This window comes from Megasphaera coli, assembly GCF_900095855.1.
Classification (GTDB): Bacteria; Bacillota; Negativicutes; order Veillonellales; family Megasphaeraceae; genus Megasphaera; species Megasphaera massiliensis_A.
In genome coordinates, this window is the sequence record NZ_FMIY01000002.1 from 455,844 (window position 1) to 470,941 (window position 15,098).

At 51.1% G+C, this 15,098-nt stretch carries 12 protein-coding genes and 1 tRNA gene; all 13 read left to right on the top strand.

Features of this window, described 5'->3' with window-relative positions:
- Nucleotides 1-8 precede the first annotated feature (8 nt).
- On the top strand, nucleotides 9-302 hold the full coding sequence (locus BQ2674_RS02580) for a CBO2463/CBO2479 domain-containing protein (RefSeq protein WP_075572303.1): 294 nt from the start codon (nucleotides 9-11) through the stop codon (nucleotides 300-302).
- Between the two features lie 18 nt (nucleotides 303-320).
- On the top strand, nucleotides 321-1,046 hold the full coding sequence (prdB, locus tag BQ2674_RS08640; protein WP_083222292.1) for a D-proline reductase (dithiol) protein PrdB: 726 nt from the start codon (nucleotides 321-323) through the stop codon (nucleotides 1,044-1,046).
- A 40-nt stretch (nucleotides 1,047-1,086) separates the two neighbouring features.
- Nucleotides 1,087-1,824: a proline reductase cluster protein PrdD gene (prdD, locus tag BQ2674_RS02595; protein WP_075572306.1), complete on the top strand. Its 738-nt coding sequence runs from the start codon at nucleotides 1,087-1,089 to the stop codon at nucleotides 1,822-1,824.
- A gap of 27 nt (nucleotides 1,825-1,851) precedes the next feature.
- Nucleotides 1,852-2,325: a glycine/sarcosine/betaine reductase component B subunit gene (locus tag BQ2674_RS02600; protein ID WP_075572307.1), complete on the top strand. Its 474-nt coding sequence runs from the start codon at nucleotides 1,852-1,854 to the stop codon at nucleotides 2,323-2,325.
- Nucleotides 2,326-2,346: 21 nt separating this feature from the next.
- On the top strand, nucleotides 2,347-3,366 hold the full coding sequence (locus tag BQ2674_RS02605) for a proline racemase family protein (protein WP_075572308.1): 1,020 nt from the start codon (nucleotides 2,347-2,349) through the stop codon (nucleotides 3,364-3,366).
- A gap of 18 nt (nucleotides 3,367-3,384) precedes the next feature.
- Nucleotides 3,385-4,299 carry a permease gene (locus tag BQ2674_RS02610; protein WP_083222293.1) on the top strand — a complete coding sequence of 305 codons (915 nt, stop codon included), beginning with the start codon at nucleotides 3,385-3,387 and terminating at the stop codon, nucleotides 4,297-4,299.
- 105 nt (nucleotides 4,300-4,404) lie between these two features.
- Entirely contained in the window at nucleotides 4,405-6,324 is a 1,920-nt protein-coding gene (selB, locus tag BQ2674_RS02615; RefSeq protein WP_075572310.1) for a selenocysteine-specific translation elongation factor, read from the top strand.
- A gap of 116 nt (nucleotides 6,325-6,440) precedes the next feature.
- Nucleotides 6,441-7,844 (top strand): APC family permease, encoded by a 1,404-nt coding sequence (locus BQ2674_RS02620; RefSeq protein ID WP_075572311.1) that lies wholly within the window; start codon nucleotides 6,441-6,443, stop codon nucleotides 7,842-7,844.
- Between the two features lie 52 nt (nucleotides 7,845-7,896).
- Entirely contained in the window at nucleotides 7,897-8,976 is a 1,080-nt protein-coding gene (locus BQ2674_RS02625; protein WP_075572312.1) for a M24 family metallopeptidase, read from the top strand.
- A 66-nt stretch (nucleotides 8,977-9,042) separates the two neighbouring features.
- The gene (locus BQ2674_RS02630; RefSeq protein ID WP_075572313.1) at nucleotides 9,043-10,026 is read left to right on the top strand and encodes an ornithine cyclodeaminase family protein; all 984 of its coding nucleotides are present in this window, start codon (nucleotides 9,043-9,045) and stop codon (nucleotides 10,024-10,026) included.
- 63 nt (nucleotides 10,027-10,089) lie between these two features.
- Nucleotides 10,090-10,186 (top strand) — tRNA-Sec (locus tag BQ2674_RS08385).
- A 57-nt stretch (nucleotides 10,187-10,243) separates the two neighbouring features.
- Nucleotides 10,244-13,528 carry a transcription-repair coupling factor gene (mfd, locus tag BQ2674_RS02635; RefSeq protein ID WP_075572314.1) on the top strand — a complete coding sequence of 1,095 codons (3,285 nt, stop codon included), beginning with the start codon at nucleotides 10,244-10,246 and terminating at the stop codon, nucleotides 13,526-13,528.
- The gene (locus BQ2674_RS02640) at nucleotides 13,521-15,098 is read left to right on the top strand and encodes a putative polysaccharide biosynthesis protein (RefSeq protein ID WP_075572315.1); all 1,578 of its coding nucleotides are present in this window, start codon (nucleotides 13,521-13,523) and stop codon (nucleotides 15,096-15,098) included. The genes mfd and BQ2674_RS02640 overlap by 8 nt, the downstream gene beginning before the upstream one ends.

A 15,098-nucleotide genomic window follows, 5' to 3' on the forward strand; every position in this document is an offset into this window, starting at 1 on the left:
GACAGATAATGGCTGAACACGAGTTAAGGTACATGTCCAGTGAGTCCATGTACGAAGGAGTTATTGTGGAACTGCATGACGGCAGCGTCGGCATCGACTTGAAAGGCCGCTTGGGCCACTTGCGCATACCGAAACGCATGATTATCTCCGATTACGATTTGAAGCTCGGACAGGAAGTGGGGTTTCTCATGTCCTACCCGGAAGTCTTCAACGAAGAACCGGCGGAACATTATGTGAAAGCTATCGAGTACAGGGATAAGCTTCGCGAAGAAGCGAAGCGCAAAAACTCTGAAAGCAAATAAGAGAGGAGACAAATTGTTATGAGTTTAACAGTTTTTGAAGGCTTACAGTCCGAGATTTATGTGCCTATTACACCTAAATCCGTCTTCACGCCTGTAACCAAGCCTTTAAACGAAATGGTCATCGCCCTTGCATCCGCTTGCGGTGCCCATCTGAAAAGCGACAAACGCTTCAATCTTGCAGGGGACACGAGTTTCCGTGAAATCCCCGATTCGACGCCGACGAGCGAATTGATGATCTCTCACGGCGGTTACGACAACAGTGATGCAAACAAAGACATTAACTGCATGTTCCCCCTTGACCGGCTGCATGAGCTTGCGGCGGCAGGATTCATTAAGGGAACGGCTCCGACCCACTTCGGTTTCATGGGCGGCGGCGGCGACCAGGAAGCATTTAAAGAAAAGACCGGTCCCGAAATCGCTAAGAGACTGAAAGAAGAAAACGTCGACGGCGTTATTATGACAGCCGGGTGAGGTACTTGCCACAGAACTGCCGTGATCGTGCAGAGAGCTATTGAAGAAATCGGTATCCCGACTATCATTATTGCAGCATTGCCGCCTGTTGTACGTCAAAACGGTACACCGCGCGCTACGGCTCCTATCGTTCCGATGGGTGCGAACGCTGGCGAACCGCATAATATTGAAATGCAGACGGGCATCGTCAAGGACACGCTTATCCAGCTTGAAGAAATTGAAACGCCGGGTAAGATCGTTCCCTTGCCGTATGAATATGTAGCGCAAATCTAATTTGTTGTTGCGAGATACTTTGGAAAAGCAGGTGTTGAATATGCATGGTGAACCGTTAAAGATCAAGGTTTTTCATATGGAAGACGTACGGTTGGGGACATCCTTTAAATTGGAACCGAAGCGTCTGACCGTGCCGGAACACTTTGATCATGCATGCGAAATGATTGAACAGCTGAAGATTCAAGTATTACCTCCGCATCAGCACGATGTAGAAACCAACACCATCATGGATGTGATTCCCATATCCACGAAGGTGTTGGGCCCCATCGGGGCAGGTATTACCCATACGTTGACCGGTGTGTATGTCGTCGTGTGCGGCGCTATTGAAGACGGCGAGCAGCTACATGAATTCGGTTCGTCCGAAGGTATACTCAAAGAGAATATGAAGTTTGACAAAATAGGTACACCGCGAGATAATGATTATATCATTCTTATAGATGCGCTTGTGAAAAAAGGTACTGCTTTTACTCGTGAAACCTGTATGAAAGTATTTGAACTCGTAGATAATTATATTCAGGAAATCAGGGAGCCCTTAAAGCTTCTTGACGGGCGTGACGCAGTGGAATCGCATACGTATACGGAGAATTATCATCCCGGTAAGCCGAAAGTCGCCGTTATTAAAGAAGTGGCCGGCCAGGGCGCCATGTACGATACCTTGGTATTTCCTCTTGAGCCGAGCGGGTTTAAAGGGGGAGTATCCATCATTGATATGAACAATATGCCGGTTCTGTTGTCGCCGAACGAATATCGTGACGGCGCAATCCGTGCAATGGATTAATCGGAACGGGAAAGTGGAGGTGTCGTTATGGGTATCGGACCGTCAACAAAGGAAACGTCCAAACATTATTTTCAGGATCCGCTGATTGATGTATTTGCCGATGATCCGGAAATTGATTTTCGAGGTGTCATCGTCGTAGGAACTCCGCAGGACAACAGGATGAAGCATCTTGTCGGCCAGCGCGCTGCCGTGTGGCTCAAGGCCATGGGCTGCGCCGGTGCGGTTATCTCCGCCGACGGCTGGGGCAATTCGGATGTCGATTTCGCCAATACGATGCAGCAGGTCGGAGATCGCGGAATCAGTATTGTAGGGCTCAAATTCATAGGCAAACAGGCGAAGTTCGTTGTAGAAAACAAGTATACCGACCGAGTCTTGGACATGAATAAATCGGCCGAAGGTATTGAGACGGAGATAGTCGGGGAAAATGCCGTAGACAGGATTGATGCGATTAAGGCTTTAGCAGCAATCAAATTAGTGATGCGCAAAGATAAGAAGTTTTAAAACGACAAGGGAGGTAAAAACATGAAGTATGCAAGAATGCTTACAGCCATCGATTCGCATACGGCCGGTGAAGCGGCACGCCTGATTATCGGCGGCGTTACGAAATTCCCGGGCAAGACAATGGCTGAAAAGAAGATTTATCTGGAAAAACACGAAGATAACTTGCGTAAAGCCGTTATGCTCGAGGCAAGAGGGCATCAGGACATGTTTGGCGCATTTATTTGTGAGCCCGTCCATGATGAAGCCGACTACGGTATTATTTTTATGGATTCCGGCGGATATCTGAACATGTGCGGCCACAATACGATTGCCGCTATGACGGCTGCCGTTGAATGCGGCTGGGTTCATGTCAAACCCGGCGATCGGGAAGTACCGGTTGTACAGGATGCTCCTGCAGGTATTATTCGCGGTCATGTTCATTTGAAAGACGACTATGTTGTCGATTCCGTATCTTTTGAAAATGTCGAATCCTTCTTGTACAAAGAAAACGTAGAGGTCGATGTTCCCGAACTGGGTAAAAAAATTCATTGTGACATTTCTTTCGGCGGCAGCTTTTTCGCTATTTTGCCGGCAACGGAAGTAGATCTCGATATTTGCCCGGAAAACGCGAGCAAGTTCTCTAAAATCGGCCTGATCATCCGTGATGCCGTCAATAAACAGGTTGAAATTCAGCATCCTACCTTGGAACACATCAAGACGGTCGACCTCGTTGAATTTTACGGACCGCCCAAGAGCTCCGACGCAACGTATCAGAACGTTGTCGTCTTCGGTGAAGGATCTGTCGACCGTTCTCCCTGCGGCACCGGGACAAGCGCAAAAGTTGCTACGCTCCATGCCAAAGGTGAATTAAAGGTCGGGGAACACATTATTTATGAAAGCATTTTAGGTACAAAATTCAAAGGTGAGGTCTTGAAAGAAACGACTATTGCCGGTCGTAAGGCTATTATTCCGAGAATTACGGGATCTGCTTACATTAACGGCTTTAATACGTTTTTAGTGGATCCGGACGATCCCTTAAAAGACGGCTTTATCCTTGGCTAATATTAGGGGGTTATTCTTATGGTAGTTAATGTATTACTCGGTTTATTAGGGATTTTATTTGTTTACTACTTTATTTTCTATGTACGCGATTTGATGAATCATAAAGGTGATTGGGGCGAAGGCAATGTGCCTATCAACCTTTTCATCGGTTTTATTACGAACTTCCTTGATACGTTGGGGATCGGTTCTTATGCGACGACGACAATGCTGCTCGGCGTGACGAAGCAGCTCAAGAGCGACAAGCTTCTGCCCGGCACGTTGAACGTTGCCGATACGATTCCCGTATTGATCGAAGCGTTCCTCTTCATCTCTGTTGTAGAAGTCGAATCGGTAACGTTGTTTTCCCTGATCATTGCAGCTATTATTGGCGCTGTTATCGGCGGCAAGACCGTTCCGAACCTTTCAGAAAAGAAAGTACAGACTTACTTGGGCTTCGCACTGCTCATTACGGCACTTCTTATGCTCGGCAAACAGCTCGGCCTCATGGCTTTCCTCGGCACGGGCAACACGGCTATGGGCTTGGAAGGACCGAAACTTATTCTTGCAGTCGTGTTGAATTTGATCTTCGGTGCCTTGATGACCATCGGCTGCGGTTTGTACGCACCTTGCATGGCTATGGTTTATCTTCTCGGTTTGAACCCGATTGTAGCATTTCCCGTTATGATGGGTTCCTGCGCGGCACTCATGCCCGTTGCATCCAAGGAATTCATCGTTTCCGGCGTATATGCACGTAAAATCAGCGTTATCATTGCAATCAGCGGGATTTTCGGTGTCGTCGTGGCAGCTAAACTGGTTCAGAGCATGGATCTCAACATCCTTACGTGGCTCGTCATTATCGTTGTTATTTACACGGCCTTCATGTATATTCGTAAAGGCCTGAAGAATAAAGAAGAAGCGGCTCCTGCAGGAGAAGATGACAACTTCCAGGGCTAAAAGCCGAGATTTTTCAGTATAAAGTGCTGATGAAAAACCCGATTTCTATTATAATAGGAATTGGGTTTTTTATTTTGGCACCTATGCGCGTGGAGGAAATGAAATATGGCAAATATTGTAATCGGAACGGCAGGCCATGTCGATCATGGTAAGACGACTTTGATCAAGGCGTTGACAGGCATTGAAACGGATACGACAAAAGAAGAGAAAAAACGCGGCATGTCCATTAATTTGGGCTTTGCTTATTTGGATTTACCCAACGGACAGCGTGTCGGTATCGTTGATGTGCCGGGACATGAAAAGTTTATTAAAAATATGGTTGCCGGATTGCCGGGTATCAATCTTGTCCTTCTCGTTATCGATGCGGGCGAAGGTGTTATGCCGCAGACGCGGGAACACATCGATATATTGACGCTCCTGGGTGTCAAAAATTTTCTCATTGTCCTCACGAAGGTTGATACGGTTGATAAAGAGCTCCTGGAACTTGCCGTTGATGACATTCGCGGCCAACTCGCCGATACGCCCCTGGCCGATGCGGACATCGTTGAAACGGATGCCGTAAGCGGCAAGGGCATTCCCGAACTCCTCTCCAAAATTGAAGAGTGGACTGAAAAAATTCCCGATACGACGGCGGACGGCAAGGCGCGGCTCAACGTGGATCGCGTGTTTTCCGTCAAAGGCTTCGGCACGGTTGTCACGGGGACACTCCTGGACGGCTCCGTTACCGTCGGCGATGAACTGACCGTCTATCCGAGCCGGAAGAAAACGCGCATCCGCAGTATACAGGTCCATGAAGAAGATGTGAAACAGGTCACCGCGCGGCATCGGACGGCTTTAAATCTCGCCAATATCGCCGTAGATGAGATTAAGCGCGGCGACGTTCTTTCCGCATCGGACCGACTCAAGCCTACGTGGATGCTCGACGTCAAGGTGACATGCCTGCATGATGCCGTCGCGCCTATCGGCCTCTGGGACAGAGTGCGCCTTTTGGTCGGTACGCGCGAGGTCATGGCCAGAGCCGTACCTATCGGGGCGGAGCGTATCGAGCCGGGGGAAGAGGGATTCCTTCAACTGCGCCTGGAAATGGAACAGGTTGTCGTCAAAGAGCGGGACCGTTTCATTTTACGCACCTATTCGCCCATGCACACCATTGCGGGCGGCGAAGTGCTTGACGCGGCACCGAAAAAACATCGCCGCTTCAAAGCGGCCGTCTTGGAGAGTTTGAAGACGAAAGAAGAAGGCAACTTGACCGACATTATAGAAGACTTCCTCGTTCACAAAAAAGAATCCTTCACGGCGGCTAAAGAGTTGGCCGAATATACGGGTCTCAATCAGGAAACCCTGAAAGGGGAAGTACGGAGTCTCATGGATGCCGGTAAGGTCATACAGACGTCTTCCGGGTATATTCATGCAGACGTATATAAGAAGCTGAAATGTCTGGCCGTACAGCTTTTATTGGTTTACCATCAGAAATTTCCGCTGCGCCGCGGCATGTCGGCAGAAGAATTCCGCTCCCGCCTGCAGCAAAAGAGCGACGACAAGAATATGAGTGAACGGGAAGTGTCCGCCCTGCTCAAGCTTCTTCTGGCCGACGGTGCCTGCCGGGAAGAGGGCAATCTCATGGCGGCGGCAAACTTTACGGTTCATTTTAATGAAAAACAGGCGGCACTGCGCAAAAAGATTGAAGAAGTTGTCAAAAAAAGCGGCTATACGCCTGTAAAGAAAGATGTCTTCGACTCGCTAGATAAGGAAGCGCCGGCCGTAGTGGAAGCCCTGTGCGGTGACTCGCTTGTCCAGCTTACGCCGGAATACGTCATCGACAAGGCGAAGTTTGCGGCAGCAGTGCAGGCCGTACACGACTATATCGGGTCACATGAAAAGATGGCTCTCGGTGATTTCCGTGACATTACGGAGTCGAGCCGCAAGTCGTCCATGCTTATTTTGGAATACATGGATCAGTTGGAAATTACGAAGCGAGTCGAAAATTATCGTATTCTCGGAGCGTATTGGAAGGATGAATCGTAATATAATATGGGCATGGACCGTAAATGTTACTGTACGTCTCACCGATCTCGTAGTATGATTAACATAAAAAGCTCCGCATATATAATATGGAGCGAAATGAAAAGAGGGATACACTTATGCTTAACAAGAAAATCGGCCTGTGGGACCTCGTCTTTATGGACGTGTCGGCATTGTTCGGCATCCGTTGGATTGCCAAATCCACGGCGTCCAGTTTCGGCCTGGGCCTCGGCGCTATTCCGTCATGGGTGCTGTTTACCTTTATTTTCTTTGTGCCCTGCGCGCTTATTTGCGCAGAACTGGCGTCCACATACCCGCGTGACGGCGGTTTGTTCGAATGGGTAAAAGAGGCGTACGGCGAGAAGTTCGGTTTCATGGTTTCGTGGCTGAACTGGACGGCAAAGATATTCTGGTATACATCATTCTTAACCTTTTTGACGATTAATGTTTCTTTTGCCATCAACATGCCGGCTCTTTCGGAGAACAAGACGTTTGTTCTTATTCTTTCCCTGGCGGTCTTCTGGATTCTGTCCTTTATCAGTACGAAAGGCATGACTTTAGGCAAATTTTTTACCAACCTAGGTTCGCTCGGCTCTACGGTTCCGGCTATTCTGCTCATTCTCCTGGCTTTTGCGGCAACATTTATTTTCGGCCGTGAGTCCGCATCGGTCTATACGATCGAGACGATGACTCCTGTCCTCAACTGGGATTCTCTGGGTGCCATTTCCACCGTTATGTTTGCTTTGGCAGGTTCGGAAATTACGGCCAACTTCGTTACGGAAATGGATAATCCGAAACGTGATTTTCCCCGTGCCATCCTGATTGCGGCCGCTATCGTATCGGGTATTTACATGCTCGGCTCTATTGCCATCACCATGATTCTGCCGACCGACCAGATTACGGCGTCTCAAGGCATCCTTGTCAGCCTGGCGACCATTGCCCGGTGGTTCGGCATCGGCACGTGGTTCATTCAGCTTGTCGCCCTGGGCATTACGTTCTCCATGATCGGTGCCATTATTCTCTACATCGCTTCGCCTGTTAAAATGCTTTTCGGCAGCGTAAAACCCGGCATTTTTCCGGAATCCCTGACGAAGACGAACGCTCACAACGTGCCGGAAAAGGCCGTATACCTGCAGGCGGTTATCGTCACGGTTATTATCCTGTCCATTCAGTTCATTCCGTCCGTCGACGCTATTTACAACGTTCTCGTCACGATGACGGCACTGACGGCACTCTTCCCGTACGCGCTTCTCTTCCTGTCGTACATCAAACTGCGCAAGACGAGACCCGGCGAAGAACGTCCTTATGAAATGGTCAAGGGCAACGGCACGGCCGTATCCATTGCGACCATGTCTTTTGTCGTCGTCATCATCGGTATTGTTCTTTCCGCATCGCCGGTCATGAAGACCTTTGAAGATAATCTTATTTATGAATGCGAAATGATTGGCGGTGCCGTCATCATCATTGCCGCCGGTCTCATGCTTTGGAATCGTTTTGTAAAACGGACGGGCTTTAAAGAATAAGCGGCCTGCCTGATAGATATATTCTTACATTTTAATATAAGGAGGGTTTAGTATGCATCAGAATCGAGTTAAGCGAGTATTGGAAGGTATGGCGAAAGAAAATTTAACACAAATGATCGTCTCCGATCCGTGTGCGATTTTTTACTTGACCGGCGTATGGATTCATCCGGGAGAACGCATGTTGGCTCTGTATTTGACACAGAGCGGCAAGCATAAGCTGTTCGTAAATGAACTTTTCCCTTATGCAGCCGACGTGGAAGCCGAAAAAATTTGGCTCAACGACAATCAGGATGCCGTTTCCATTTTGGCCGACTACCTCGAAAAAGACAAGACTCTGGGCGTCGACAAGAACTGGCCGTCCCGTTTCCTCATCGGCCTCATTGAGCGCCATGCAGGCAGCGCTTTTGTAAACGGTTCCGACATTATCGACCGCGTACGCATGGTAAAAGATGCGGAAGAACTGGATATTATGCGCAAGGCGTCGGAACTCAACGATATTGCCATGGGTAAAATGGTGAAGCTCGCGTCTGAAGACTTGGATGAAGCGGCGATGGGACGCAAGCTCGGTGAAATTTGGGAAGAGCTCGGTGCGGAAGGTCATTCATTCGAACCGATTATGGCATACGGCCCGAACGGTGCCGATCCTCATCATACGACGGTGAAAGGGGCGTATAAAAAGCCCGGCGACAGCGTCGTCATCGACATGGGCTGCATTTATAAGTCCTATTGCTCCGACATGACACGTACGGTCTTCTATAAGTCCGTGTCGGATGAAGCGAAAAAAGTATATGAAATTACGCGGGACGCAAACCTCAAGGCCATCGAAAAGATTAAACCGGGCGTGAAGTTCAGCGAACTTGATGCGGCGGCGCGCGATTACATTACGGAACACGGTTATGGCAAGTATTTTACCCATCGTCTCGGCCATTCCATCGGCCTGGAAGACCACGAAGTGGGAGACGTTTCGGCCGTTAACCACGACGTTGTCGTACCGGGCCGCGTATTTTCCATTGAACCGGGGATTTACTTGCCCGGTAAGCTCGGCGTGCGCGTAGAAGACCTCGTCATCGCGACGGAAGACGGCTGCGAAGTCTTGAACAAGTACACGAAAGACCTTATCGTCGTCGAATAAGTTGATACGGGAGAGCCGTGCTGCACCGAAATAGGCACGGCTCTTTTTTTGAGAGAGGAGATATGCATGCTCTTATTGAAACGGGCGGATATAGAAAGCATATATACCATGAAAGACGCCATCAAAGCGGTGAAGCGGTCGTACAGCCTCGCTTCGGCCGGCAAGGCCGTCGTGCCCTTGCGGACGAGTCTCATCAATAAGGAAGCGGACGGCACTTTTTTGTTTATGCCGGCCTATGCGGCGGAAACGGGCAAAGATTCCTTAAAGGTTGTCAGCGTATTTCCCCGCAATAAAGATAAAGGACTGCCCGTGACGCAGGGCGTCATTCTTCTCATGGACGGCGAAAATGGCGGCTATCTCGCTATGCTTGACGGCACGTACATTACAGCTTTGCGTACAGGTGCCTCGGCAGGTGCCGCCTTTGACCTTTTTGCGCGCCCCGATGCGACCGTAGGCGCACTCATCGGTACGGGCGGCCAGGCGGAAGCACAACTAGCGGCCATGCTGTGCGGCAGAAATTTAAAAGAAGTGCGTTTATACAGCCGCAACCGGGAAAAACGGGAAAACTTTGCCGCAGTTATGGCGAAACGCTTCGCTCAGGCGGGTACGCGTATTGTCGCCGCCGCATCGGCCGATGCGGCCGTTGCAGGTGCCGACCTGATCAGTGCCGCTACGACGGCGACGAGTCCGGTTGTTCGCGGTGAAATCGTAAAGGAAGGGGCCGTCGTTTGCAGTATCGGCTCGTACCGGCCCGACATGATTGAACTGGACGGGGACGTCTTGAGAAGAGCCGCTGCTGTCTATGTCGATTCGAAAGAAGCCGTTCTCGCCGAAGCTGGCGATTTGATTCAGCCTATAGAAGCCGGAGAATTTTCAGCTGAAAACATAACGGGCGAGCTGGGCGACGTCATTAACAAGAAGCTGCACCCACGCAGAAGCGATAAGGACATCCTCGTATTTAAGAGTGTCGGCATCGGCATTCAGGACTTAGTGACGGCGGCGGACATTTACGAAAAGGCCCGTACTGCCGAAGTCGGGACAAAATGGTAAGTACGGCGGCTAAAAATGATTGTCAAAGGGCGTGTAATGTGATACCATTAACATGATGTTTTTGGGGGGGGCTGGGTTCTGGTGTGCCCTCCGGTCTTCAAAACCGGTATGAGGAGTTAGGAGCTTCTTAGGTGGGTTCGATTCCCACACCTTCCCGCCAAATGTGTATTGGGGCCGAGCAGTTGCTCGGCTCTTTTAAATAGAAGCATGAGGATATATGAAAAAGACGGAACGTCTCTTCGAGTGGCTGGAAGAAGATAAATCAATACGTGCCGTCGCCGCTTTGCAACGGGGCGGCGTATACGGTATGTACGGCTTGGGCGGTTCGGCAAAGGCCGCCGTCACGGCAAATCTCCTGAACCGCACGGGTAAAAAGGCAATTATCATCGTGCCGACAGCGGAACAGCAGCACGAATGGCTTACGGATCTGCATTTTTTTGCACCCGAGCGGCAGGCCTATTCATTCCCCGTCGTGCCTAAGGCGTCTTTTACGGTTACGGCCGGGAGCCTTGACTTTGCGGCAAAACGCATGGAAGCCCTCACGGCCTTGCGCGGCGAAGCGCCGTGCTTTGTCATTGCCACGGCCGTGGAAGCGGCGCAATTCATAGCACCGCCGCAGCGCATTGACGAAGCGGTTCTTGTTTTTTCTGCAGATTCCGACTACAATCGCGATACCATCTTGACAGGCTTTGTCGACGGCGGTTATGAAAGGACGGATCTTGTCGACCGGCGCGGTTCTTTTTCCGTGCGCGGCGATATTATTGACGTTTATCCCGTAAATGAAGATCAACCGGTGCGTTTGGAATTTTTCGGCGATACATTGGAACATATTCGTTACTTTGATATAAATACGCAGAAGTCGCAGGATGATATGAAGTTTATACGCATCCTGCCCTTTGCGGCTGTCCGTGATGCCGGTGAGGAGGAGGCGACCTTACTTGATTACGGCGAAAATGCCTATATCATCTGGGATGAAGGAAATCGTGTAAAAGAAGAATTGAAGAAGGCGCGAACCGACGGCGAACATGATAAGGAACAATTGGCGGCATGGCGGAACCTGATCTCGTCGAAGGGGCAGGAAGGGACTCTTTTTATATCCCTTTTGGCACAGTCTGTAAGCGATGTGACGCTCACTGCCGTCTTCGGCTTTACGGCTAAACTTGTTGCCGCCTTTCGCAAGGAATTTACGCTCTTAAAAGATGAAATACTCAACTGGATTCACACGGGCTGCCGCGTGGTCTTTATCTTTGCAGACCGGCGCCGCAGCACGGCCTTTCAAAACTGGCTGCGTCAAAACGAGTTGGCTGCAAGGACTTTGGATACAGGTGCTTATGAACCGGGACTTTATATATCGGAAGGAGAAATTCAGCACGGTTTTGAACTTCCATACGCCAAGACCGTCGTTCTGGCCGAACGGGATGTATACGGAACGCAGAAAAAACGGCTGCGCCGCCGTCGGGAAAAAGGGCAGGAAATCAATGCTTTTACGGATTTAAAGAACGGCGACTATGTCGTCCACGAGACGCACGGTATCGGCAGATATATGGGTATCGCCACGATTGAGACGGACGGGATTCACAAGGATTATTTGGAAGTACATTATGCCGGCAGCGATACGCTTTATGTGCCGACGGATCAGCTTGAACTTTTGCAGCGCTACATCGGCAATGACGGAGAAGTGCCGCGCCTTCACCGTATGGGAGGTGCCGACTGGAAAAAGACCCGCTTGAAGGCGCAAAAATCTATTGACGATTTGGCGGAGAAACTGATCGCCTTATATGCGGCGCGGGAAGTCGTGCCGGGTTACGCCTTTCCTCCGGACACGTCCTTTCAGCGCGAATTTGAAGACACCTTTCCGTATGAAGAAACGCAGGATCAGCTGCGGGCCGTGGCGGAGATCAAAGAGAGTATGGAAAAGCCCGTGCCAATGGACTGCCTCGTCTGCGGCGATGTGGGCTTCGGCAAGACGGAGGTAGCCCTCCGCGCCGCCTTCAAAGCGGTCATGGGCGGCAAGCAGGTGGCCGTCCTCGTGCCGACGACCGTCCTGGCGCAGCAGCATTATCAGACCTTTACGGAACGGTTTCAATCCTTTGCCGTGACTTGTGACGTATTAAACCGCTTTCGCTCGATAAAGGAACGGAAGGTCATCTTGGAAAAACTGGCTGCCGGAAATATTGATATCCTCATCGGCACACACAGTATACTTAATAAAAATGTCAGGTTTAAAGACGCAGGGCTTCTCATTGTTGATGAAGAGCAGCGTTTCGGTGTGGCACAGAAAGAAAAGTGGAAATCATGGGCTACGGGCATAGATGTGCTTACCTTGTCGGCTACGCCCATTCCGCGTACCCTGCACATGTCGCTCGTGCATTTACGGCAAATGTGCCTTATCGAGACGCCGCCGACGGATCGCCTGCCTGTGCAGACCTATGTGACCGAGTATGATGCCGCCGTCGTGCGCGATGCCGTCATGCGCGAGAAGCGGCGGGGCGGACAGGTTTTCTTCGTCTATAACCGCGTCGCATCCATGGCACGCATGAAGGTGGAATTGGAAGCCATCCTGCCGGACGTCACTATCGGTATGGCTCACGGTCAAATGGCGGGAAACGTCTTGGAAGCGACGATGTTCGCTTTTTACGAGGGCGAATACGATGTTCTTCTTTGCTCAAGCCTCGTCGAAAACGGCCTGGATATCGCCAATGCCAATACGATTATCGTTTACGACGCGGACCGGTTCGGCCTGTCGCAGCTTTATCAGATGCGCGGCCGCGTAGGACGCAGCTATCGTATGGCCTACGCATATTTCCTCTACAGGCGCAATAAGATTCTCTCGGAAGTGGCCGAAAAACGACTTCAGGCGGTGAAGGATTTTACAGAACTCGGTTCGGGTTTTAAAATCGCCATGCGCGACTTGGAAATTCGCGGTGCCGGCAACCTCCTAGGACGCGAACAGCACGGCAATATTGCAGGTGTCGGCTTCGCCATGTACTGCCGCATGCTGGAAGATGCTATCCGGCGGCTGCAGCACGAAGGGCCGAAGAATCGGCCCGAGGTGCATACGGTCATGGACATTCACGTCGATGCCTTCATTGACGAGACCTATATACAGCACGGCGGGCAGAAAATAGAAATGTATCAGCGCCTGGCCTTGGCGGAAACGCCCGCACAGGTCAATGAGTTGGAAGAAGAACTGCGTGACCGCTACGGCAAGCCGACGGAAGCGGTTGAAAAACTCCTCACGGTTACGCGTCTTCGTCTTACGGCACAGGACATGGGCATTGTCCACATCGGGCAAAAAGCGTCGGTCCTGGAAATTCGCTGGCAAGACGGCACGGTCTTGCCGGATCCGGATACATTTGCCCTCATCCTGCGCAAGCGGTGTCGTCGCCTGCCCGGCTTCAGATCGGCCTTTCAGTTCGACTTGACCGGCATACCCGATGTTTTATCGTACTTGGACTATATTTTAAAAGCCTGCCGGGGAGAGGAGGCCGCCAATGGCTAAGAACATTTTTTTGCGGGGTGCCATGGCGCTTACCGTAGCCGGCATCATCGTCAAACTTCTGGGCGGCGTTAACCGTATTCTCCTGTCGCGCATTCTCGGCGGCGAAGGGATCGGTCTCTATCAAATCGCTTATCCTGTTTACATACTGGCCCTCAGCATTGCCGGGGCCGGCGTGCCCATTGCCCTTTCCGTCATGATCGCCGAGCGGGCGGCACAGCGGGACTATGCCGGGGCGCGGCGAATTTTCTACATTGTCCTCGCCTTTATGAGTATCATTGCTCTTTTCTTCGGCTTGGCCCTGATCATCGGCGCCGAAGGACTTATCGAATACGGTCTCGTACGGGATGTGCGTGCTCATGTTCCCTTAACGGTCTTGGCGCCGGCCCTTGTTTTCGCCGTTATTGCCTGCGTTTTTCGCGGTTATTTCCAAGGCCTGCAGCTCATGACGCCGACGGCCGTATCGCAAATGTGTGATCAGTTCGTGCGTGTCTGCGTCATGCTCTTATTGGCCTATATTCTTCTGCCGTACGGTTTGGAGACGGCCGTGACCGGTGCCGCCTTCGGTGCCGTTCCGGGCGCTTTAGCGGGTCTGACGGTCATCGGCGCCATGTATGTACACCATGTGCGCAGCTTTGATATATCCGATACGGGAGAGGTAATAAAAGAACCGGCATTTCGTTTATTGAAGCGTTTCGTCGTTCTTGCCGTTCCCGTGGCGGCAGCCAATATGCTCTTGCCGGCCGTCGCGGGGATCGACATGCTTATCGTACCGTTGCGCCTGGAGGCGGCAGGCTATTCCGTTCAGGAAGCGACTGCCTTGTACGGTTATTTGACAGGCATGGCCAACGGGCTGGTCCAGGTACCGACTATTTTGACGCTCTCCTTGGCGACAAGTCTCGTTCCTGCCGTATCGTCGGCCTTTTCGGCCGGCCGTCTTAACGAGGTGAAGCAGCGCACGGATACGGCTATGCGCATTGCCAACCTGATTACGGTACCCGCCTGCTTCGGTCTTGCCGTTTTGGCCGCACCCATATCACAGCTCTTGTATAACACGAGCGCTGCCGGTCCGGCTATCAGGGTTCTTGCATTGGCAGCCTTTCTTATCGGGCTGCAGCAAGTGACGAACGGACTGCTTCAGGGTATGGGCCGCACGGGAATCCCACTTATGAACATGGGGATTGCGGCTGTTATAAAAATTATTTTGAGCTGGCATCTTACGGCCTTGCCATGGTTCGGTGAAGTCGGGGCGGCTTGGGCGACGAATGCGGATATTGCTGTTGCTACGGCGCTTAATATTTACTTTGCCCGCAGATTGAGTGGTTATCATCTCGAATGGGCCTATATCGGCCGCCTTTTCATTGCTGCCGCTGCCATGGCGGGAACGGCCGTCCTTTTATATTATTTACTCTTGCCGCTGGTCGGCAATTCAGCGGCAACACTCGTTTCCATTGCCGTGTCGGGTCTCGTTTATTGTATCGGCCTGTTTCTCGTGCGTGCCGTTGATATAACTACGGTACAGGCATTGCCCGTAGCGGGAAAAAAATTTAGGAAAGAGAAGGGGAAGAAGTAG

Excerpts from the sequence above, each read along its gene's own strand:
- BQ2674_RS02580 (WP_075572303.1), top strand. The coding sequence starts at position 9 with ATGGCTGAACACGAGTTAAGGTACATGTCCAGTGAGTCCATGTACGAA.
- prdD (WP_075572306.1), top strand. The coding sequence starts at position 1,087 with ATGCATGGTGAACCGTTAAAGATCAAGGTTTTTCATATGGAAGACGTA.
- BQ2674_RS02600 (WP_075572307.1), top strand. The coding sequence starts at position 1,852 with ATGGGTATCGGACCGTCAACAAAGGAAACGTCCAAACATTATTTTCAG.
- BQ2674_RS02605 (WP_075572308.1), top strand. The coding sequence starts at position 2,347 with ATGAAGTATGCAAGAATGCTTACAGCCATCGATTCGCATACGGCCGGT.
- BQ2674_RS02610 (WP_083222293.1), top strand. The coding sequence starts at position 3,385 with ATGGTAGTTAATGTATTACTCGGTTTATTAGGGATTTTATTTGTTTAC.
- selB (WP_075572310.1), top strand. The coding sequence starts at position 4,405 with ATGGCAAATATTGTAATCGGAACGGCAGGCCATGTCGATCATGGTAAG.
- BQ2674_RS02620 (WP_075572311.1), top strand. The coding sequence starts at position 6,441 with ATGCTTAACAAGAAAATCGGCCTGTGGGACCTCGTCTTTATGGACGTG.
- BQ2674_RS02625 (WP_075572312.1), top strand. The coding sequence starts at position 7,897 with ATGCATCAGAATCGAGTTAAGCGAGTATTGGAAGGTATGGCGAAAGAA.
- BQ2674_RS02630 (WP_075572313.1), top strand. The coding sequence starts at position 9,043 with ATGCTCTTATTGAAACGGGCGGATATAGAAAGCATATATACCATGAAA.
- mfd (WP_075572314.1), top strand. The coding sequence starts at position 10,244 with ATGAAAAAGACGGAACGTCTCTTCGAGTGGCTGGAAGAAGATAAATCA.
- BQ2674_RS02640 (WP_075572315.1), top strand. The coding sequence starts at position 13,521 with ATGGCTAAGAACATTTTTTTGCGGGGTGCCATGGCGCTTACCGTAGCC.